The organism is Streptomyces sp. TAA486 (assembly GCF_000426165.1).
The window spans coordinates 468,220-489,371 of the sequence record NZ_AUEV01000003.1; the positions used below are offsets into that span (position 1 = coordinate 468,220).

Sequence of the window (21,152 nt, forward strand, 5' to 3'; positions counted from 1 at the left end):
GTCCTGGGGCGGAAGGGGCACGCCCGTTCCGCCGGTTCGATCCTCTCGGTTCCGGACTGCGCGAGCCGGACACCTCTGCGGCACATGAGTCGTCGCGGCAGGGGCGTGCCGCTTGCCCGGACTCCGGTCACGAGTCCGTCACCCCTTCCGCTCGTGCGGGCCCGGCGCTGCCGCCGTGCCGCGCCGTGAGAACGTCCTGCGCCGCGTACTGATAGCGAAGCACCGCGTCCTCGGCCGCACGCAGATCGCACGGCGCGCTCCACAGCATTCGCCGTGCCACGTCGTAGCGCTCGATCAGCATCCGGTCCTCCCCCATGCCCTGCTGTGCCACTTTCGCCTTGTACGCATCCAGACGCCCTCGCAGTTCCGCCCGTACTGCCAACGGTGCGGTAACGGCCGCGAGCTGGGCGCGTGCGCGGTCCAACTCGTCCTCCGCGCGCTGCTCCAGACTCTCCAGCAGAGGTGAGAGCCGGTGCCACTGTGAGTGGCGCCTGTACTCCGCGGCGGCAGTGAGCTCCTCCTGCAGGGCGGTCGCGGGGCCGCTCACCGCAGGGACCTCGGAAGCCGCGATCTTGGCCAGCACCTCGCCGCGCGCCTCGCGGGCCTCGGCCAGGGTTCGGTCGGCGCGTGAGAGGACATCGCGCAGCCGCATCAGCCGCTGTTCGGAGTCCTGGCGGACGTTGAGGACGGCGTCGATCTCCCGCCGGATGTCCTCGAGTTCGCGCGCCGCGCGGTCGTACCGGGACGTGTCGGGCCTGCCGCCGCCGGGTGCGCTGCTGCCGCCTGCCCGTGTCCAGAAGGCGAGCGGGTCCGAGACCACTTCGGCACGCAGCGCGGTGAGTTCCTCCGTCGTACGTTCAAGGTCGTCGCCCGAGGGGTGCTCCCCCGGGCGCACGCCGACGGAGTGCGCGAGGGAGCGTACGCGGCGCAGTTCGGCCGCGAGCATGTCTATGCGGGCGGGCAGTGCCGACCAGACCGAGTCGGCCGCCGCGACCACGTCGAGTGCCTGCGCGTACCAGCTGTTCATCCACTCGACGAGCGTGCTGAGGGTCGCCTCCTCCGCCAGCCGTGGGCCTCCGCCCCCGCCGGAGCCCGAAGCGCCGCCCACGACACTGCCGGGAAGCGTGTGGGATCCGCGCAGCAGCTGCGTCAGTTCGGCGAGGTCCTCGCGGCTGGGCCAGCGGCGGCGCTCGCGGATCTCCTGTGCCTTGGTGAGCGCACCGCTGTAGTGGTCGAAGACGTTCCACAGCCGGGTGACGGCCTCCTCGGCCTGCGCCCAGCGCCCGGCGGTCGTGCCGGTGAGCTGTGCGCCCTCGAGAAGGCGGCGGCCCGCGTGGTCCTGCAGCGCCAGCAACGACGACTCGACCGCCTCGTGTTCGGCGGTGAGCCGTTCCAGTGCACGGTCGGCCTCCTCCCGGCTCATCACCGGTCCCGTGGGTCCCGCGGGCCCCATCGATCACCTCGCTGCTTCTGTCGTGGTCTGCTGTTCGGTCCGGTCGCCACCGGTCGGCGGGCGGGCCGGTCTGGTTCAGGTCCGCCCCTGCCCGCGCCCGGGCGGGGGGAGTTGCCCACGTCGTCCGTACCCATCCTCGCCCCACGTCAGCGGCATCGGTGACGACATCGGCGACTGTGACCGCGAAGGTGAGGACTTGGGCACACGAGTGCGAACACCGGAGCCCCCCGCCGGCCCCGAGTACAGCTCTGTCACGGCTCGTCGCCCTCCCCCTGGTCGTTGCCGGGCCGCCTTCCGCGCCTACTTTGTGCGATGTGTCTGTCGCAACGGGTTGAGGCCCACCGCCAGAGTATGGCCACGGGAAACATCAACCACACTGTTTCCACCGGGATCTTGTTCGGATCGGGACCTGCGGCAGCCACCGTGCACCGGGCGTCACCCGCGGACCCCGTCGGTCCCCCGGGAACACGCCGCCCGCCCGGCGCCGGTTCCCGTCACACCAGCAGCCACAACCCCTTCGCCGCCGTTGCGACTCCGCCGAGGAGCGCGAGCCCCAGGATGATGCGGCGCGCCCCCTTCTCCGGAGTACGGGCCGCGAGCAGATGTCCGAGCACGATGCCCACCGCCATCGTTCCGGCAACCAGCAGCCATGCCGGGCGGGTCAGATGCGGCAGCCCCTTTGCGGCGGCAGACATGAAGTTGACGACGAGTCCGTAGAACTGGGCGTTGGGCACGAACTCGACAGCCGTCCAGCCCGCGTTGACGGCGTACAGGGAGAGCGCCGGACCGCCCGTCCCCGCGGCCGAGTTCATGAATCCACTGGCCGCGCCCGCCGCGACGGCGCCGCCCCTGCCGTGCAGGGCCCTGACGCGCGCACCGCACATCACCAGCAGCACAGCCGCCGTGACGAGTCCGCCGAACCCGGTGAGCAGCACGGGTTCCGGGAGCCGCAACGCGAGCCATGCCCCCAGCGGCACCGTGAGGGCAGCGGCCGCGACGAGCGGAAGCATCGTCCGCAACTGCACCTGCCGCCAGCTCGTCGCGAGCCCGGCGATGCCGATGACGACGCCCGCGCAGTTGACGAGCGCCACACCCTGCACGGGTCCCATGAGCAGCACCAGACCGGGTGACGCGAGCAGCCCGAATCCGATGCCGGCCAGCCGTTGCACGGAGGAACCCAGTAGCACGACGCCGCCGAGCAGGGTGAGGAAGGACCAGCCGCTGAGCACCCTCCGAAACTAGACGCCGCCGTCGGGCGCTGGAGGGCGAAGCCCTGAATTTCCTTCCGGAGTGCGGAAGTTCACATCCGAGGGTCGAAGCTCACCCCCGAAGCGCGCGCTCGCGGGGACCCGCACCGGAGCGCATCGACCGCATCCCGGAACACGTCCTGACCAGCGCCCGAGAGGTATTCCCGAGGCTTCATTTGCCGCTGCCGAGGGGCCAGGTGTGCGGCCCGTCCGGATCGTCGAGCCACGCCCACTGGAGTCCTTCCCTGACCGTCACGCCGTAACGCTCGCGCTCGGGACGGCCGGCTTCGCGCCACAACTCGTAGGCGTCGTACGGCTCCACCGAGCCTCCCGTGAGGTTGAAGAGGAAGTGGAAGGAGTCCTGGCGCTGCGCGTGCCGAGGGATTCTGTGTGTCGGGGCCACCGGTTGCACGCCCGCCCCCGGCACACCACCGCCCCGGAGCGGCACGAAGTACGCAGGCGTCGCGAGGAAGCGGCCCTCGCCGTCCCGCGGCCCCTCCACACGCAGCGACACGAGTCCGGTGCCCACCGGCGCGAGGACCAGTCCGCCCGGCACGCTCTGCGCCAGCCAGGCGGGCGGGACGGCGCGCAGCGCGCAGGTGGCGATGACGCGGTCGTAGGGGGCGTACGCGGGAACACCGAGCGCGCCGTCCCCCGTGACGATCCGGGGCCGGTACCCGGCGGCGGCCAGGTGCTCCCGGGCGGTGCCGGTGATGGCCGGTTCGAGGTCGACCGTGGTGACCCGCTCATCGCCCAGCCGGTGCGCGAGGAGAGCCGCGTTGTAGCCCGGCCCGGTGCCGATCTCCAGCACGCGCATGCCATCCCGCACATCCAGGGCCTCCAGCATGCGCGCCATCAACGAGGGCTGGCTGCTGGAGGAGATCAACTCGCCGTCGCGCACCCGCGTGGCCAGCGGCAGGTCGTCGTACACGCCCGCGAGCCAGCGCTCGCGGCGCTCGGGATCGGGGTCGTCCCGCCACAGCCGCTCCTGGCCCCCACCGGAGACGGTCACGTAGTAGTACGGCACGAACAGCTCGCGCGGCACCTCCGCGAAGGCCGCCTGCCACGCGGGATCGGCGAGCGATCCGCCGGCGACGATCTGCCGCACAAGATCCGAAGCAGCTGGCATGCCTCCACTGTGCTGCGTGGAAGCCGTACGCGCGAGGCCTGAAGGTGACGTTCCGCCGCTAGCCTCCCGCCATGACATCGAAAGCGATCACGGCCGAGGGGCTGCGCAAGCGCTACGGGGAGACCCAGGCCGTCGACGGCGTCTCCTTCGAGGTGGAGCGGGGTGAGTTCTACGGCATCCTCGGGCCGAACGGGGCGGGCAAGACCACGACTCTGGAGATCATCGAAGGGCTGCGGGAGCCGGACGGGGGCACTGCCCGGCTGCTGGGAGAGGCGTCATGGCCCCGCAAGCCGGAACTGCTACGCCGGATAGGCGTGCAGTTGCAGGCGTCGGCGTTCTTCGAACGGCTCAGCGCACGCGAGCAGATACACACCTTCGCCTCCCTCTACGGCGTGCCCGGGGCACGCGCGGACGAGATGCTCGAGACCGTCGGGCTGACCGACAAGCGCGCCACACGCGAGAACAAGCTCTCGGGCGGCCAGGCGCAGCGTCTGTCCATAGCCTGCGCGCTCGTGCACGACCCGGAGCTGGTCTTTCTCGACGAACCCACCACCGGACTCGACCCTCAGGCCCGGCGGAATCTGTGGGATCTCCTCCGCACGATCAATTCCGAGGGCCGCACCGTGGTGCTGACGACGCACTACATGGACGAGGCCGAGCAACTGTGCGACCGCGTGGCCGTGATGGACAACGGCCGGATCCTGCGGGTGGGCGCTCCCGCGCAGCTGGTGGAGGAGCTGGGCGTGCGGTCGCTGGAGGACGTCTTCCTCCAGCTCACGGGGAGGGAGTACCGGGAATGAAGAGCTTCGTCAGCCTCTCGAAGGCCATGGCGCTCGGGCTGCTGCGGGACCGGGCCGCCGTCCTCTTCATGCTCGTCTTCCCGCTGATGTTCCTGGCGCTGTTCGGCGCCCTGTTCAACAACGACTCCACGGCCGAGGCGAAGATCGTCCAGGTCGGCGACGTCAAGATCCTCGATGACATCCCGGACCAGCAACGCGCGGAACTGCGGGGCGTGTTGAGCATCGAGAAGACGGACGGCTCGGCGGACGCACACGCCGCGGCGCTGAAGAAGGTGCGCGAGGGAGACACCGACGCCGCCGTCTTCCAGGGCGGCAAGGGCGAGGTCACGCTGCGCTACTCGGCCGCCGACTCGGTACGCGCCGGCAACGTGCGAGGCGTCGTCGACTCCGTCGTCCAGCAGGCCAACCAGGCAGCGACGGGGAAGCCCCCCGCGTACCGCCTGACGACGCAGCGCGTTGAGGACGAGTCGGTCAAGCCCATACAGTTCCTCACCCCGGGGCTGCTCAGCTGGGCCGTGGCGATGGGCGGGGTCTTCGGGTCCGCGCTCAACCTCGTCAGCTGGCGCAAGAAGCGGATCCTTCGTCGGCTGTGGCTGGCGCCCGTGGGCCCGGGGTCGGTGATCGGCGCACGTGTCGGTGTGAACCTCGTGCTGGCGTTCGCGCAGACCGCCATCTTCATCGGCCTGGCCACACTCCCCCTCTACGGGCTGAAGCTGTCCGGGAACTGGTGGCTGTGCCTGCCGCTGGTCGCCTGCGGCACTCTGGCGTTCATGTCGCTCGGCCTGCTCATAGGCTCGTGGGCGAAGACGGAAGAGGCCGCGAACGGTCTCGCGCAGATCATCGTCCTGCCCATGGCCTTCCTGTCGGGATCGTTCTTCCCGCTGGAGATCGCGCCCGCCTGGGTGCGCACCGTCTCCGACTTCCTGCCGCTGACCCACCTCGCGGAGGCGATGCAGGCCGTGCTGAGCAGGGGTGAGTCCTGGGGCGCGGCGCTGCCGGTGATGGGCGGAATGCTGCTGTTCGCAGCCGTGGTCACCCTGATCGCCTCCAGGCTCTTCCGCTGGGACGACGCGTAGCGCCCCTCCGGTCCCGTCCCTGCCCATGGGCGGGGACGGGGGCTGCGGGCAGGATGGACCGGCGACCGACGTAGCTCGCAGGCTCCTGGCCCGGAAGGAGCCCGGTCCCGCCGGGACCGGGGGAGGCCTCGACGACGCCCGACGACCTCGCGGAGCCATCTGCGACCATGGGGGACGTGATGGAGATTCCGCGCGGCAGCTTGCAGACGCAGACCTTCTACGAGCAGGTCGGAGGCGAGGAGACCTTCCGGCGGCTCGTGCACCGCTTCTACCAGGGTGTCGCCGAGGACCCGCTGCTGCGGCCCATGTACCCGGAGGAGGACCTCGGCCCCGCCGAGGAGCGGCTGACGCTCTTCCTCATCCAGTACTGGGGCGGCCCGCGTACCTACAGCGACGAGCGGGGACACCCGAGGCTGCGCATGCGGCACGTGCCGTTCAAGGTCGACCGTGCCGCCCATGACGCGTGGCTGAAGCACATGCGGGACGCCGTCGACAGCCTCGGACTCGCGCCCGAGCACGAACGCCAGCTGTGGGACTACCTCGTGTACGCGGCCGGCTCCATGGTCAACTCCCCTGACTGAGCGCCCGGTTCACCGGCGGACCCGTCGACGGACACGGAAGTGTCCAAGCGACGGGGCCGGTTCAGACGGGGGTGACGCTCAGCCCCGGTGCCTTCTCGCTGCCGCTCCGTACGACCACCGAACCGCCAGGCGTGCGAAGCCGCAGCCATGAGCCGGTCCGGAGAAGCTTGAGGGGCCCCTCGCCCGTGAGGAAACCCAGCGCGTGTGCGGCGTGCGCGGCGCGCAGCGGCAGTTGGGTCCTGCCCAGCGGCCGGGACCAGATCTCCTCGGCGAGGGCGTCAAGCTTCTCGCGGGTGCGCTCCTGGCGGCCCAGCTTCTCGGCACGCTCGCGGAATTCGCCCACGGCCGCTGCGGCGACCGCCCGTACCGCGTCCGCGGGCACCTCGCCGAAGGCCTCCCAGCCTCCGCGCGGCGGCAGGACGCCCGCCCACGGCGGACCCGTCACCGCCGCGGGCACCGTGAAGGCCTCGGCCGACTCGTCGATGCCCTCGAGGAGTTCTCCGGCCGAGACGGTGACGTCGACCTCCGCGGGCTCCAGCAGCCGGGCCGTCCGCACCGCGACCACCTCGAAGCGTGCCGGCTTGGCGAAGACGCCGACGACGCCGCTCCCGGCCTGGATACGCACGGCCGCGGCCTTCTCCCAGCGCAGCAGCCGCTGCAGAAAGGCATCGAGCCCCGCCGCCTCTCCCGGGTCAGCGAATACGAGGCGCGGCCGCGCTGTCATCGAAATAGCCCTCCAGGAACGCCCGTTCACCGGCGCTGAGCCGGCGCGGGTGCTCCTTCTCCAGGTCGTAGGGGACGAGGACGGTCTCGGCCCGCACGTACACCGTCCCCGCGTCCTTGATCTCGTAGGCGATCGTGGCCGAGGCCGCGTTCAGCTTCGTCACCCAGGTCTCGACCGTGACCGGCTCGTACCGGTGGAAGAGGGGCCTCAGGTAGTCGATCTCGTGCCGTGCCACCACGCATCCGGTCTTGAACGGCGCCGGTTCGTCCGTGGTGGCCACCGCCTCCCCCGCCAGCCGGAACATGAAGTCGATCCGCGCCTCCTCCAGGTAGCGGAGGTGGACGACGTTGTTGACGTGCCCGTAGGCATCCATGTCCGACCAGCGCAGGGGGCACTGGTATGTGTGACGCACGTGAACCGATCAGCCTGCCTCAGCCGCGGGTGAGCTTCTTGTACGTGGCGCGGTGCGGGCGCGCGGCATCCGGGCCCAGCCGCTCGATCTTGTTCTTCTCGTAGGCCTCGAAGTTGCCCTCGAACCAGAACCACTTGGACTCGCCCTCGTAGGCGAGGATGTGTGTGGCGACGCGGTCGAGGAACCAGCGGTCGTGGGAGACGACCACGGCGCAGCCGGGGAAGTCCAGCAGCGCGTTCTCCAGCGAGGAGAGCGTCTCGACGTCGAGGTCGTTGGTCGGCTCGTCGAGCAGGAGCAGATTGCCGCCCTGCTTGAGCGTGAGCGCCAGGTTCAGCCGGTTGCGCTCACCGCCGGAGAGCACGCCCGCGGGCTTCTGCTGGTCGGGGCCCTTGAAGCCGAAGGCCGACACGTACGCGCGCGACGGCATCTCGACCTGGCCCACGTTGATGTAGTCCAGCTCGTCGGAGACGACGGCCCACAGCGTCTTCTTCCCGTCGATGTTCTCCCTGCTCTGGTCGACGTAGGAGATCTTGACGGAGTCGCCGACCTTGATGACGCCGGAGTCCGGCTCCTCGAAGCCCTGGAGCATCTTGAACAGCGTCGTCTTACCGGCGCCGTTCGGTCCGATCACGCCGACGATGCCGTTGCGCGGCAGCGTGAAGGAGAGGTCGTCGATGAGGACCTTGTCGCCGAAGCCCTTGCTCAGGTGCTCGACCTCGACGACGACGTTGCCCAGGCGCGGCCCCGGCGGGATCTGGATCTCCTCGAAGTCCAGCTTCCGGGTCTTCTCCGCCTCGGCGGCCATCTCCTCGTAACGGGTCAGCCTCGCCCGCGACTTGGCCTGGCGGCCCTTGGCGTTGGAGCGGACCCATTCCAGCTCGTCCTTGAGCCGCTTCGCGCGCTTGGCGTCCTTCTGGCCCTCGACCTTCAGACGGGACTGCTTCTTCTCCAGGTACGTGGAGTAGTTGCCCTCGTAGCCGATGGCGCGGCCGCGGTCGAGCTCCATGATCCAGCCGGCGACGTTGTCCAGGAAGTACCGGTCGTGGGTGATGGCGACGACGGTGCCCGGGTACTGCGCGAGGTGCTGCTCCAGCCACTGGACGGACTCGGCGTCCAGGTGGTTGGTGGGCTCGTCGAGGAGGAGCAGGTCGGGCTGCTCCAGCAGGAGCTTGCACAGCGCGACGCGGCGCTTCTCACCGCCGGAGAGATTGGTGACGGGCCAGTCGCCGGGCGGGCAGCCCAGGGCGTCCATGGCCTGCTCGAGCTGGGACTCCAGGTCCCAGGCGTTGGAGTGGTCGAGCTGCTCCTGCAGCTTGCCCATCTCCTCCATCAGCTCGTCGGTGTACTCGGTCGCCATCTGCTCGGCGATCTCGTTGAACCGGTCGAGCTTGCCCTTGGTGTCCGCGACTCCGGCCTCGACGTTCTCCAGGACGGTCTTCGACTCGTCCAGCGGCGGCTCCTGCAGCAGGATGCCCACGGTGTAGCCGGGAGCGAGCTGCGCGTCACCGTTCGAGGGCTGGTCGAGCCCGGCCATGATGTGCAGCACCGTCGACTTGCCGGCACCGTTCGGTCCCACGACACCGATCTTCGCGCCGGGCAGGAAGCTCAAGGTGACGTCGTCGAGGATCACCTTGTCTCCGTGCGCCTTGCGCGCCTTGCGAAGGGTGTAGATGTACTCAGCCAAGAGGAACCGTCCGGCAGTCAGTAGGTTTCGGTGCGCGGCTGCGCCGCATGGGCATACGGCACCCATCTTGCCGCACAAGGGCCCCTACCCCGAAACGGGGCGGATGGCCCGGCGGCCCGAGCGCCCGGCGCCGTGGTGGGTGGCGCCGCCTCACGCTTCGTGAACGCCGCCGTCGTCCGGATTCTTCCTGCGTACCGCGAGCACGGCCATCGCACCGAGCGCCACGAGGCCGACCGCCGTGCCGGCTATCCACTCTGTGCTGTTCGTCCCGGTCTCGGCGAGGTCGCCGCTCTGGGGGCTGCCGGACCCGCTCCCGCCGCCCACGGTGGCCGTCCGCAGCTGCGACTCACCCTCGGCATCGGCGTTCGTTCCGGTCGCCGTGACGGGCACCGAGCTCTTGGTGGCGCAGTCCAGCACGCCCGTGAAGGACCTTGCCGCGCCGTGCCGCCCCGCGAGCGGGATCCGGTACGCCTGGTCCTCGCCCACCGGCACCGTGAACGTCCGGGAGCTCCTCTCCGCCACCGCGTGCTCGAGGCCGGCGAGCCTGAACCGGAAGGGGCGGTCACCGGCATTGGCGACGGTGAAGGTCACCCCCTCCTTGGCGCAGCTCTCCTCCGCCTTCACGGCCGATATGGCTCCGCCCTTCGACCACTTGACCGCCGCGTTCGCGGAGACCATCGACCGGCTGGACCCGGCGAGGATCTGTGCCTGGCTCGCCGCATGACCCCCCACTCCCGTGAACGCGCGCCCGACCGGCACCTTCGTCGCGGCCTGCACCGTCAGGGAGCCCTCACCGCTGCGCCGCTCCTCCGGCACGTCCAGGTACAGCTGTGCGCCGTCCCGTACCGACGTCACCGGCTTGCCGTCGCGGCCCACGATCCGCGCTCCCGGCACGGCGGAGCCCGGCGTCTGCGACACGGCGGCGTCGGGCGCTCCGGTACGCAGCGTGAAGGGGCCGAGCCGGCTGCCGCTCCTCCGGGCGAGGGTCTCGGGACCGACCGTCAGTGACGCCTTGGGCTCCGTCATCCGCCGGGCCGACCGCTCCAGATGATCGGCCAGCTTCTCCGCGGCGGGATCGACCGCGTCGATGCTGACACCGCCGCCCTCACCGGGGCCCTCCGCCCGGCCGTCCGTGAATCGCCATATGGCCACCTGCGTGCCCGCGGCCGCGGTCTGCGGCGAGAGCTTCCCCGCGTGGGACGACTTCGCGAGCGCACGGAGATCGTCCACCTGTGGGTAGGAGTGCCTGAGTATCCAGAGGATCTTGCCGGCGTCGGGGTTGTCGTACAGCGACGTACGGCCCCAGTCCGTCTCGCCGTAACGCGCGTGCTGCTGCGTGGGGTTGTCCACGTCGAGGCCGTACGTCTGGAGCCTGCCGCCTCCGTCGACCGCCATTTCGAAGAGGCCGGCGCCGGTGGTCAGCTCCTCGCCGTCCTCGTGGACGACTGCCTGGCCGTAGGTCTTCAGCCCTTCCAGAGTGGCTGTGGCACCACTCTGCCGTGACGGCTCGTCACCGGTCGCCGCGGCGGCCGGAGCGGCCGTGGCGGTCACGCCCGCGGCGAGCAGAAGGGCGGCGAACAGTGCGGCGGCAAGACGTCGCGCCGCGCGTGCGGCCACGTGCCCGCCCATGACGGTCACGGCTCCGCGCACGAACCTCATGAAATTCCCCTCCGGGCGGCACAGGCACGACAGTTGAGCGATCACCGCGGTGACCGGATGGTCGGGTCGTGCTGTCCCGCCGCAAGCACTGAATCCCCGTCAGCCACAGGGGGATCGTAGGGAGGCAGACGCCCGCCGGTCCCCGTCGATCGGGTCGTTCAAGCGTTCCGACTCATAATCGTTATCAGCGAATCCGGCGGACCGGGACGATCAAGGCCCGGCCGACTGACCTGGAACATTGGAATCCGCTACGTCCGCGGCGGGCTCCGGAAGGCCGGGCAGGGACTCTTCGCCGCCGTCGCCCCGGCCACTCCCCGTGAGACCGCGCCGTCCCGGTGAGACGCGTACGAAGGCCGATGTGCCGCGCGAGAGATCGTGCCCGACGGACGAGGCGGAGAGCTCTGCGGAGACATAGTGCTGCCCGTCGCGAGCGGACTCCTGGATGCGGAACTGGCCGGTCACGATGACCGGTTCACCGACCATCACTGAGGAAGCCACGTTCTCCGCGAGCCCCCGGCGGGCCCAGACGGTGTAGAAGCTCGTGCCGGCGTCGGACCATACGCGCTCCTGCGGGTCGAAGCGCCGTACCGTGCTGGCGAGCCTGAACCGGGCCAGCGGCACCCCGGACGCCGTCGTCCTGAACTCGACCCGTGTCGCGACGTTCCCCACGACCGTCACATGCGTCTCGTTCATACGCCCCCTCTTCCGCGCCTTCCGCACCGGCCTGGCGGCCCGGCAGTCTGGTCCTCCCCGGCGCTCGTCCGGCCGGAGTGGATCCAGCTTGCACCGATCACGGAAATGCCGCTCTGAGCAGGGGAGTACCGAAGAGTTGTGGACAACGGCACCACCCGCAAGAGGGGTTCAAGGAGCTGGGGACGGCCCGTCGCCCCCAGCACCCGCTACAGCGTCGCGCCGTCACCCGCCGCGATGACGTACTGCTCGCGCACCTCCCGGTAGCGCAGCAGCTCCGCGGCCACCGGTTCCAGCACGTGCACCTGCCCGCACCCCGTGACGAGTCGCCTCAGCCGCCACTCCTCACGCCGCCCGTGCTCGGCCGCGGGCCCACGGGCGGCGAATCTGCATCCCCACGAAAGGAGCGAACCGCCGAGCACACCGCCGACGACGAGCACCACGCCCACCCAATGCGCGACGAGGTCCACCCCGAGGCTCACAGCGACCACGCACCCCGCCCCAGCCAACTGGACCAGCAGCAGGGTGAGTTGACCCACCAGCGCGAGGTTCCACCAGAAGGGGCGGCGGGGCGGCGCCGGTCGGCGCGCCTCCGGGGCCGCCGCCTCCGCGTACTCGGACCTCCGGCTCGCGGCGGCCGCGCCCTCGGAGCTCCGTCCGTCCGGCTCCGCACCCTCGCTCAGCATCTCGTCCAGCGCCTCCGGCAGTCCCGCGGCCCCGCGCCACGCGGCGTCGCGTACGGACCTGCGCCATGTCTCGGGCAGCCCCGCCGCCGCCTGCTCCACCACCGTGCGCACCGCGTGCGCCACCACGGGCCGCGCCACCCGCGGCCGTCCGTCGCCGCCCGGAACGGGCTCGGGAAGAGCCGAACCGTCCTCGTCGTCGCCGTACCGGCCGGGGACCTGACCGGACATGTCGAGGGGCAGGTCACCGTGCGCCTGACCGGCCGCGCCCTCGGAGGCGTCGCCACCCGGCAAGCCACCCCGGGCCTCGCCGGAGACGTCATCCACCCCGGGGCCCACCTCGACGTCCGCCTCGGCCGCCGCCAGCGCCGCGACCCTCTTGCGGGACCGGCGCCCTTCGGACCAGCTGCGCAGCCGCGCCCACGGGGTTCCGCACGCCCGTTCGGCGCTCCGCAGCCAGGCCCGCTCCGCTGACTGACCGGCGACCACCGCACCCGCCGCGCGCGCCAGTTGGTCGGAGAAGGCCTCCCGCACGTCCTCCGTGAGTCCCGTCGGTGCGTTGACGCCCGTCACCGGACCCTGGTTCTCGTACGACGGCCGCAGCCGCTGTACCACCACGTCCAGGTCGGCGCTCAGCCGCAGCGATGCGGCCCGGCGTTCGGCCACGAAGGAGGCCAGTTCGGTGCGGAGTTCGTCGGTCCCCTCCCCCACCAGTGCCGATGTCGCCAGCACACGCGCACCCGGCTCGCCGTGCTCGCCCAGTGCCATCCCGTCCTCGTCGAGGAGCCGCCGCAGGTCGTTGAGGACGGCACCCGTCGCGTCGCCGGGCAGCCGGTCCGTCTGGTTCAGGACGATGAACGTCACCTCGGCGTATCCGGCGAGAGGACGCAGGTAGCGCTCGTGCAGGACGGCGTCCGCGTACTTCTCGGGGTCGACCACCCACACGACGGCGTCGACGAGCCGCAGCAGCCGCTCCACCTGTTCCCGGTGGCCCTCCGCCGCCGAGTCGTGGTCGGGGAGGTCGATGAGGATGAGCCCCTCCAGCTCGCTGCGCGCCCCCTCGTCGATCCGCCCCCTCCAGTCGGACTCCTGGCGCATCACACGACGAGTGGACGGCGAGATGCCGAGCCGGTCCAGGAGCCCGTCGGCGGGGCCCGCGCCCGGCACCTCCCAGGAACAGGCGACGGGCGTGGCAGTGGTCGGCCTCCGCATGCTCGCCTGCGAGAGGCGCGTTCCGGCGAGCGCGTTGAAGAGCGAGGACTTGCCACTTCCGGTGGCCCCCGCGATCGCGACGGTGGTGTATCTGCGGGAGAGCCTCTCACGTGCGTCGGCGGCGTCCAGTACGCGGTCGGCCTCCGCGAGCAACTGCCTGGGCAACCGCGTTCTCGACAGGTCGACAAGTCTCCGCAGTGCGGCCATCCGACGGCCCAGCACGCTCTGCTCGCCGGACGCCTGGTTGTCGTACCCGTCGTGGGCGTGCGTGTCCCTCATCGGCCACGCTGTCATGGGCTGGTCCGGCAACTTGCCTCTCAGGGAAGGCTCCTGGGGGCCGGCGCCACCCGTGTCGCCACCGCGACCCGCTGCGCCCCGTCCGTCCGCCATTTCGTCCGACAGCGCCGGATCCGGGTCCGCGCCCCACAGCGCGGAGGCCCTCGACCGTCCCTGGCGTTCCCCGGGAACCCTCGCCCCACTGGCCCGGCGGGCGATCAGCCCGTCGTCCCAGCCGCTCTCCTCGCCCGCGCCCCCGGCCTCGGGGCTCTCGCCTGCCTGGGCGGAGCCGGCAGCCGGCGCGGGTTCCACGGCCTGCTCGGCCCCGTGACCCGGACCGTGCTCGGCGGCGTGAGAAGCCGGAGCGGCCTTTCCCTCATCGCACGTGCCGTCGGTCCGAACATCCGCTGTGGACACTGCGGTCACCTCTCCGTCTGCGACTGCGACAACTTCCGTGCTCCAAGCCCCGACCGCGCCTCCGCCTCCGCCTTGCGCAGCACCGACAGCGCGGCGATCAGATCGACCTGCGGGTCCGGTCCGGCCTCGAGCGCGTCCAGGGGCGCCAGACGCCTGTCGCGCTCCCCGTAGAGCGCCCGCTCGATGTACGTCGCAAGGAGCCGGATGCCGCACTCGCGCAACCGCCGGGCGCTCGGCTCTCCGAAGGCGGCCGCGAGTCCGCGGTACGCGCCGGCGGCCTGGCCTCCGCCCACGAGGGCCGTCGCCAGCATCGCCGTGGCCTCCTCCGCGTCACGCCCGAACCCGTGGTCCACGGCGCGCGCTTCCTCCTCGGACAGTTCCTCGAGGCAGCGCCGCCAGCGCCGTACGAGCAGGTTCATCCGGCCGCGTCCGTCGGCGGCGTCCTGGCCGGCGCGGGTGCTCCCTGCGGCCCGTCCGGTGGCGATGTCCGTGATCTCGGTGCCGGGCGATGCAGGATCCTGGCGCCATGCTTCGGCCACGCGCTCGTCGGCGGCGGCGACGGAGGAGGCGAGCAGCGTCGTCAGCCCCGCCTCGAAGGCGTCCAGGACTTCCTCGGCGCGGCTGTCGACGGGGAATCCGCGCCAGAGCGCGGCCGCGTCGCCGGCGAGGAGTTCGCCGACCGCGATGTTCCGGCGCACCCGCACCCGCGCTTCCTCGTACGCCTCTTCGATGTGCCCCGTCAGCCGCATCGCCGCGGCGTGCTGCGCGGCCGAGGCGTTCGCCAGCGACGCGACGCGAGAGCGCAGCGACGCGAGAGCCCCGGCCGCCGTGCGGCGCCCGGCCACCGCACGCGCCGCCGGGTCGAGCGCCCGCTGCGTGAGCCAGTTCCGCAGACCGGCGACGGCGGTCGCCGGAAGCAGTCCCGAGCCCCCTGCGGACTCGGGCAGTTCGGGAACGGTGAAGCGCGGGACGTCGGCCAGGCCCTCGCGGATCAGCAGCGACCCGTACTGGCGGGCCACGTCGGAGGCGATCTGGTGCGGCACACGGTCCAGGACGGTGACGAGCGTGACGTCGTACTCCCTCGCCGTGCGCAGCAGATGCCAGGGCACCGCGTCCGCGTAGCGTGCGGCGGTCGTCACCAGGACCCAGATGTCGGCGGCGCAGAGCAGTTCGGCCGCGAGATCACGGTTGGCGGCGACGAGGGAGTCGATGTCGGGGGCGTCGAGCAGGGCGAGTCCCGGAGGGAGGGCGGTTTCGGTCTCGATGCGCAGTGCGCGCTCGCCCTCCCCCTCGTCCATGCCGTCGTCGGTGCCGAGCAGTTCTTCGGCAGCGCAGCCCCGCACATCGTCGTCGGGCCCGGCGGCGGGCCCGTCCTGGCGGGGCATCCATACGCGGCCGAGGCGGGGCAGCACGCGCTGTCCCGCGAACCAGTGCTCGTCCTCGGGATGGCACACGAGTACGGGTGTACGCGTGGTGGGGCGGAGCACGCCCGCCTCGCTGACCCTGCGCCCCACAAGCGAGTTGACGAGTGTCGACTTCCCGGCGCCCGTGGAACCGCCGACCACCGCGAGCAGCGGCGCCTTGGGGGCACGCAGGCGTGGCATGAGGTAGTCGTCGAGCTGGGCGAGGAGTTCGTCCCGCGAGCGGGCGGCCCGGTCTGCTCCGGGGAGCGGCAACGGAAAGCGTGCGGCGGCGACGCCATCGCGGAGCGCCGACAGTGCGTCGAGCAGTTCAGGCCGTACGTTCAAGATCGCCACATGCGAAGAATGCCCAAACTTCGCCAGTTTTTGAAGTGTATCCACGGTTCTGCACTGCAAAAACAATCGGTTTCGGGCGCGAATAGAGCCATTCGCACCATGTGGCCCACAGGTCAAGCCCGTCCCGACCGGCGCAGCCATAACGACTGAGCAACACCCGTGCGACTCACAGCGAAAACCGCTGCATGAATCGCACCCGCCTGCGATTATCGGGAGCGCTTCACTGAACCTCCACAAGGTGTCGCGGACGTGAAGCAGACAGCGCCAGCCACGGGGACCCCTATCCTTGACCGCGCCACGGTCACCCGGAGGCAAGCCCACCTCCGCGACCGAGACCGGCCCCCGTAGCTCAGTGGATAGAGCAGGCGCCTTCTAAGCGCTTGGCCGCAGGTTCGAGTCCTGCCGGGGGCGCTTCCCCACCTGACCAGCGGATACGCTGGTCTTTCCCATGTCTGCACCCCCGCACAGAGCTCGCAGGCCAAGCGCCTTGAGGTATCCGCGGTCGCCACGCCCGAAGGGGCGGGCTTCCCCGCGTCAGTCCCGGGAGGCGCGGTTGACCGCCGAGACCACGGCCTGGAGGGAGGCGCGGACGAGGTTCGCGTCGATGCCCACGCCCCAGAGGATCTTGCCGTCGATGACGCGCTCGATGTACGCCACGGCCTGCGATCCGGCGCCCTCGCTCATGGTGTGCTCGACGTGGTCCAGGAGCCGCGCGTCGACGTCGATGGCCTGCAGGGCGTCGATGAAGGCGGCCAAGGGACCGTTGCCGCTGCCGGCCAGCACCGTTGCCTCACCGCCGACGACGACCTCCGCCTTCACCGCGGTGGCCTCGTCGCCCCCCGTCCTCGCCGAAGGTGGCGACCTCGACCGCGTCGGGTGCCATGCGGCCCCAGGCACTCTCGGGGGTGGGCAGGTACGCGTGCTGGAAGATCTCCCAGATCTCCGCCGGGGCTGCTGCCAGGCGTCGCACGCTCGGTGGAACGCCAGGCGGGTCCTGCGGGCGGCGGACGGGGATGCGATCCGTCGTCCGGCCGCACGAGGACCCGCCTCCCGCTGGGTTCGGGCAGCGGCGTAACCGGCGGGTCTCGTAAGGGCCCGGCACACGGGGCTCAACGCCCCGGGGACGAACGGCGGTTACTCGGCGAACACCTCGTCGAGCGCCACCAGATGGCCTTGCCCGCTGAGTGACGACAGCTCGATGTCGGCGACGCAGCGGACCTTCACGTAGTTCAGCGTCAGCGTTCCCTCGATGTGCACGCTTCCGGTGGCGTTGGCGAAGTCCGCCTTGCTGACGTCGGTCGCGTCCTCGTCGACGCGCACGCCGAGGTCCGTACCCCCGCGGGAATCAGGGAACTTGATGAAGACGTAGCCCCTCTCCGTGATGCGCTGCTGGAACTCCCCCGCGGAGGGGGAAGGGCCGCCGACAACGACGTTCTGCCCCTCGGCCGAGAGACGTTCGACGAGCTCGTCCATGGATGGTTCCTCCGTAACTGCTGCAGGCTTCTGACGAGTGATCATTCGCGGGTGACGGACCCGGCGGGCCGGTCAGGCGTGGGCGACCTCGCCCGCCGACTCCTCCATCTGCACGCGCAGGCTCCGGGGGCGCATGTCCCTCCAGGACTCCTTCACGTAGACGAGGCACTCCTCCTTCGTGCCGCCGACTCCGGTGTCCCGCCAGCCCGCAGGAATGGCGAGGTAGCCCGGCCAAAGGGAGTACTGCTCCTCGTCGTTGATGAGGACCTTCATCTCGCTGCTCTCCATTGCTGATCTCCAACTTCTGTTCTCAGGTGGGTTCTTGCCGGGTCTCGTCGCGCCGTCCTGATGGACGGGCAGGTCCGCGGTGCTAGGGAAAGAGCCAAGGGACCTCCTGCCTGCGGCGCTTTTCGTAGGCGAGGATTTCGTCCTTGTGCGACAGCGACCATCCGATGTTGTCGAGGCCCTCCATGACCGAGTTCTTCTTGAAGGGGTCGATCTCGAAGCGGAAGGTGGATCCGTCCCCGGTCGTCACCGACTGCTCCGGGAGGTCGATGTGCAGCGTGGACGCGCCGGGCTCCAGCGAGCCGAGGAGCGCGTCGACCTCGGAAGAGGCCAGCACGATGGGGAGGATGCTGCTGTTGAAGCAGTTGTTGTGGAAGATGTCCGCGAAGCCGGGGGCGATGATGCAGCGGAATCCGTACTCCCTCAGCGCCCACGGCGCGTGTTCGCGCGAGGAGCCGCAGCCGAAGTTCTCCCCGGCCACCAGAATGCTCGCGTCCTCGTAACCCGGCTGGTTCAGCACGAAGTTCGGATCGGGCGTGCTCCCGTCCTCCAGATAACGCCAGTTGGCGAACAGGGATATTCCGAAGCCCGTGCGGCGAACCGACTTGAGAAAGCGGGCGGGAATGATGTCGTCCGTGTTCACGTTGGTACGCGCCAGCGGCACGGCTATGCCGTCATGCGTGATGAACTTCTCCACGGAGGAGGTCCTTTCTCTACAGGTCACGAACGTCGGCGAAGCGACCGGCGACAGCCGTTGCGGCCGCCGTGCCGGGGCTGACGAGATGGGTCCGTCCTCCGCGTCCCTGGCGCCCCTCGAAATTGCGGTTGCTGGTGGATGCGCATCGCTCGCCGGGCGCGAGGCGGTCGCCGTTCATGGCGATGCACATGCTGCAGCCGGCCTCACGCCACTCGAAGCCCGCCTCGCGGAAGATGTCCGCCAGCCCTTCCTCCTCGGCCTGACGGCGGACGTTCATCGAGCCGGGGACGACGATGGCGCGCACGCCTTCCGCCACCCGCTTCCCGGCGGCGAATCCGGCCGCGATGCGAAGGTCCTCCAGCCGCGAGTTGGTGCAGGACCCGATGAAGACCGTGTCGACACCGACGTCCTGGATGCGCTGCCCGGGCTCAAGCCCCATGTACTCCAGGGCCTGTTCGAGCCCGGCGCGGGTCGCAGGGTCGCTCTCGGCGGCCGGGTCCGGAACCGCCCCGGTGACGTCGGCGACCATGCCGGGGTTGGTGCCCCAGGTGACCTGCGGGACCAACGTGCCGACGTCCAGGTGGTGTTCCGCGTCGAAGCAGGCACCCGGATCGCTGGCGAGCTGCTTCCACTGCGATACCGCGAGTTCGAAGAGCTCGCCCGAGGGCGCGAAACGCCGCCCTCGCACGTACTCGATCGTGACGTCGTCGGGCGCGACCATGCCCGCCCTCGCTCCGGCCTCGATCGCCATGTTGCACAGCGTCATGCGCCCCTCGATCGTGAGGGAGCGGACGGCGGAACCGCTGAACTCGATGACGTGGTGCGTACCGACGTCGGTGCCGAGCTTGCGGATCACCGCCAGAGCGATGTCCTTCGCGGTCACGCCGGGCGCCAGCACTCCGTCGACCACGATGTTCATCGTCCTGGGCTTCTGCTGGAGCAGGCACTGGGTGGCCAGTACGTGCTCCACCTCGCTGGTTCCGATACCCACCGCGAAGATGCCGAGGGCACCGTGCGTCGACGTGTGGGAGTCACCGCACACGACCGTCATGCCGGGGAGCGACAGGCCGAGTTCCGGCCCCACGACGTGGACGATTCCTTGGTCCGCGTCGTTCATGTCGAGGAGCTTCACGCCGAAGTCCCGGGCGTTCTCCTCCATCGTCTCGATGCACATGACGCTCTGGTCGTCCACGACGTCGATGAGCCTGCGGCCCGGAACCGTCGGGACGTTGTGGTCGATCACGGCGACGACGGAGTCGGGACGGTGGACCGGAAGTTTCCTCGCCCTCAGTCCGGCGAAGGCCTGCGGCGACGTCGCCTCGTGCGTGAGATGCCGGTCGATGTAGAGCATCGGCACCTCTCCGGGCTCGTCACGCACGACGTGCGCGTCCCAGATCTTTTCGAACATCGTTCGGGGCATCGAAGGTCTCTCCAAGCGTGCCTGTGGTCGTCGGGGGAGCTCAGGCTCCATGGGGTGCGTACGCCTCCGCGTAGCTCTCTTCCAGCTCATCCGGAGTCAGTTCGCGGCCCAGCTCATTCGCACGGGCGAGGACCCTCTCCACGGTTTCCGGCGAGAGCTGCCGGGGGTCGCGCCCACTGTTCATATAGGCGAGCCTCACGGCGCTCTGGCCGCTCCAGGGGCTGACGCCCACGGACTGGGTGCCGCCGACGGTGGCCGGGTCGACGGCCGAGTACACGGTGCGGGCCATCTCGCGCAGCCGGCGCTCCAGCGCGAAGTCCTTCGCCTCCCGGGCCCTGTCGGCCAGGCCGTAGGCCTTGAGGATGGCGTCCGTGTGGATTCCCGAGGACGTGTGGCTGTAGCGCTGCCCGAGCACTCCGTGCTCCGGCGTCGCGACGCCGACCATCTCCTCGTAGAACGTGATCAGTTGGAGCAGCTGCCGCATCTCCCACCGGACGGGAAGACCTGCCTCTGCCTCGATCGCGGCGAGGTTCAGCACGACCTCTTCCAGGGAGGCGTTGCCGGAACGCTCGCCGACGCCGCGTGAGACGACGTGGATGCGGTCGATCCCGGCCGCGGTCGCCATCATCGCGTTGCTCAGCGCGTTCCCGGTGTCGCGGTGGCCGTGCCAGTCCAGCTTCACCTCGGACGCGCCCAGGGCTTCGAGCTCGTCGCGGACGAAGCGCACGAGGCGGTAGGTGCCGAGCGGCCGGATGATTCCGATGGTGTCCGCCAGGGCGATGCAGTACGCGCCGCTCTCGACCTGCGTGCGGACGATGGCACGTACGTCCTCGGGGGAGGTCTGAGTCGTGTGCTCGGTCCCCGCGATGACGGGGATGCCCATCTCCACGGTCTTCCTGATGAACGTGTCCAGCTTGTCCAGGATGAAGTCCATGTCCCAGCCCTGGGCGAGCCTCCGCGACGGAGCGCTGCCCATGAACACGAGGGACTCGAGGGCCGGGTGGATCTCCTTGCACTCGACGGTCCACTTGAGGGAGTCCTCGGTGCACATGGAGAGCACGGACGGAACGATCGAGGGAACCTCGTCACGCATCCGCACGAGAAGCTGCTTCATCGTCGCGTTGAGCGTGTCGGCGTTGCCGGGGTAGATGCCGACGGTGGCGTACTTGATGCCGAAGTCGTCGAGCATGTGCAGGTACTGCATCATCTTGTCCACCGACGGATAGCCGGATATGCCCTGGAGCCCGTCCCTCAGACATTCCGAGAGAATCTCCGTTCCGGCGGTCCGAGAAGCGGCCGGCTCACCGGGCATGTTCACCGGCAGCGGGGAGAGGGGGCTCTCCTCACTGTTCCAGTTGAAGTTCGTCGGGACATCGGCGCAGTTCGTCGCCGGCTTCCCGGCGTCTTCGGACCTGGGTGTTTCCTTCAGCATGATCTCTCCTTGTCGGAAAAGCGATCACTCGGCGGCAGGGGCGTA

General features: G+C 70.3%; 18 protein-coding genes, 1 tRNA gene and 1 pseudogene. 4 read left to right on the top strand and 16 right to left on the bottom strand.

What is annotated here, in order from left to right; translation table 11 throughout:
• Positions 1–127: 127 nt before the first annotated feature.
• From I004_RS0108780 to I004_RS33040, 3 genes are all read right to left on the bottom strand, one after another.
• Positions 128–1,453, bottom strand: a complete 1,326-nt coding sequence (locus tag I004_RS0108780) for a hypothetical protein (protein ID WP_078510947.1) — start codon at positions 1,451–1,453, stop codon at positions 128–130.
• Positions 1,454–1,947: 494 nt separating this feature from the next.
• Positions 1,948–2,682 carry a TSUP family transporter gene (locus I004_RS0108785; RefSeq protein ID WP_028435165.1) on the bottom strand — a complete coding sequence of 245 codons (735 nt, stop codon included), beginning with the start codon at positions 2,680–2,682 and terminating at the stop codon, positions 1,948–1,950.
• Between the two features lie 190 nt (positions 2,683–2,872).
• On the bottom strand, positions 2,873–3,829 hold the full coding sequence (locus I004_RS33040; RefSeq protein WP_051344852.1) for a methyltransferase domain-containing protein: 957 nt from the start codon (positions 3,827–3,829) through the stop codon (positions 2,873–2,875).
• 71 nt (positions 3,830–3,900) lie between these two features.
• On the opposite strand from I004_RS33040, the gene I004_RS0108795 reads away from it, so the two are divergent.
• From I004_RS0108795 to I004_RS0108805, 3 genes are all read left to right on the top strand, one after another.
• Positions 3,901–4,629: an ABC transporter ATP-binding protein gene (locus I004_RS0108795; RefSeq protein ID WP_028435166.1), complete on the top strand. Its 729-nt coding sequence runs from the start codon at positions 3,901–3,903 to the stop codon at positions 4,627–4,629.
• Positions 4,626–5,705, top strand: a complete 1,080-nt coding sequence (locus tag I004_RS0108800; RefSeq protein ID WP_028435167.1) for an ABC transporter permease — start codon at positions 4,626–4,628, stop codon at positions 5,703–5,705. The genes I004_RS0108795 and I004_RS0108800 overlap by 4 nt, the downstream gene beginning before the upstream one ends.
• Before the next feature lie 167 nt (positions 5,706–5,872).
• Complete coding sequence (locus I004_RS0108805) at positions 5,873–6,286, top strand: globin (protein WP_199779354.1); 414 nt, start codon at positions 5,873–5,875, stop codon at positions 6,284–6,286.
• Between the two features lie 61 nt (positions 6,287–6,347).
• On the opposite strand, the gene I004_RS0108810 is transcribed toward I004_RS0108805, so the two are convergent.
• The 7 genes from I004_RS0108810 to I004_RS33050 all read right to left on the bottom strand — a co-directional run bounded on the left by I004_RS0108810 (position 6,348) and on the right by I004_RS33050 (position 15,800).
• Positions 6,348–7,010, bottom strand: a complete 663-nt coding sequence (locus I004_RS0108810) for a DUF8185 domain-containing protein (RefSeq protein WP_037975405.1) — start codon at positions 7,008–7,010, stop codon at positions 6,348–6,350.
• The gene (locus I004_RS0108815) at positions 6,979–7,422 is read right to left on the bottom strand and encodes a thioesterase family protein (RefSeq protein WP_028435170.1); all 444 of its coding nucleotides are present in this window, start codon (positions 7,420–7,422) and stop codon (positions 6,979–6,981) included. The genes I004_RS0108810 and I004_RS0108815 overlap by 32 nt, the downstream gene beginning before the upstream one ends.
• A gap of 19 nt (positions 7,423–7,441) precedes the next feature.
• Positions 7,442–9,106: an energy-dependent translational throttle protein EttA gene (gene ettA / locus I004_RS0108820; RefSeq protein ID WP_028435171.1), complete on the bottom strand. Its 1,665-nt coding sequence runs from the start codon at positions 9,104–9,106 to the stop codon at positions 7,442–7,444.
• 150 nt (positions 9,107–9,256) lie between these two features.
• Positions 9,257–10,765: a TQXA domain-containing protein gene (locus I004_RS0108825; protein WP_486579864.1), complete on the bottom strand. Its 1,509-nt coding sequence runs from the start codon at positions 10,763–10,765 to the stop codon at positions 9,257–9,259.
• A 210-nt stretch (positions 10,766–10,975) separates the two neighbouring features.
• Positions 10,976–11,458: a single-stranded DNA-binding protein gene (locus I004_RS0108830; protein WP_028435173.1), complete on the bottom strand. Its 483-nt coding sequence runs from the start codon at positions 11,456–11,458 to the stop codon at positions 10,976–10,978.
• A 206-nt stretch (positions 11,459–11,664) separates the two neighbouring features.
• On the bottom strand, positions 11,665–13,557 hold the full coding sequence (locus I004_RS33045) for a GTPase (RefSeq protein WP_486579874.1): 1,893 nt from the start codon (positions 13,555–13,557) through the stop codon (positions 11,665–11,667).
• Between the two features lie 491 nt (positions 13,558–14,048).
• Positions 14,049–15,800, bottom strand: coding sequence for a dynamin family protein (locus I004_RS33050; protein ID WP_486579865.1), 1,752 nt, complete (start codon positions 15,798–15,800; stop codon positions 14,049–14,051).
• Positions 15,801–16,138: 338 nt separating this feature from the next.
• On the opposite strand from I004_RS33050, the gene I004_RS0108845 reads away from it, so the two are divergent.
• Positions 16,139–16,211, top strand: a tRNA-Arg gene (locus I004_RS0108845).
• A 123-nt stretch (positions 16,212–16,334) separates the two neighbouring features.
• Here the strand turns inward: I004_RS0108845 and I004_RS0108850 are convergent.
• From I004_RS0108850 to I004_RS0108875, 6 genes and pseudogenes are all read right to left on the bottom strand, one after another.
• Positions 16,335–16,610: pseudogene (locus I004_RS0108850) on the bottom strand (alpha-isopropylmalate synthase regulatory domain-containing protein); the annotation flags it as partial.
• Between the two features lie 324 nt (positions 16,611–16,934).
• Positions 16,935–17,273, bottom strand: a complete 339-nt coding sequence (locus I004_RS0108855) for a hypothetical protein (protein WP_028435175.1) — start codon at positions 17,271–17,273, stop codon at positions 16,935–16,937.
• A gap of 72 nt (positions 17,274–17,345) precedes the next feature.
• On the bottom strand, positions 17,346–17,561 hold the full coding sequence (locus I004_RS0108860) for an MbtH family NRPS accessory protein (RefSeq protein WP_028435176.1): 216 nt from the start codon (positions 17,559–17,561) through the stop codon (positions 17,346–17,348).
• An 82-nt stretch (positions 17,562–17,643) separates the two neighbouring features.
• Positions 17,644–18,255 (bottom strand): 3-isopropylmalate dehydratase small subunit, encoded by a 612-nt coding sequence (gene leuD, locus I004_RS0108865; RefSeq protein WP_028435177.1) that lies wholly within the window; start codon positions 18,253–18,255, stop codon positions 17,644–17,646.
• A 16-nt stretch (positions 18,256–18,271) separates the two neighbouring features.
• Positions 18,272–19,675: a 3-isopropylmalate dehydratase large subunit gene (gene leuC / locus I004_RS0108870; RefSeq protein ID WP_028435178.1), complete on the bottom strand. Its 1,404-nt coding sequence runs from the start codon at positions 19,673–19,675 to the stop codon at positions 18,272–18,274.
• 40 nt (positions 19,676–19,715) lie between these two features.
• Entirely contained in the window at positions 19,716–21,107 is a 1,392-nt protein-coding gene (locus I004_RS0108875) for a hypothetical protein (protein WP_028435179.1), read from the bottom strand.
• Positions 21,108–21,152: the final 45 nt, after the last annotated feature.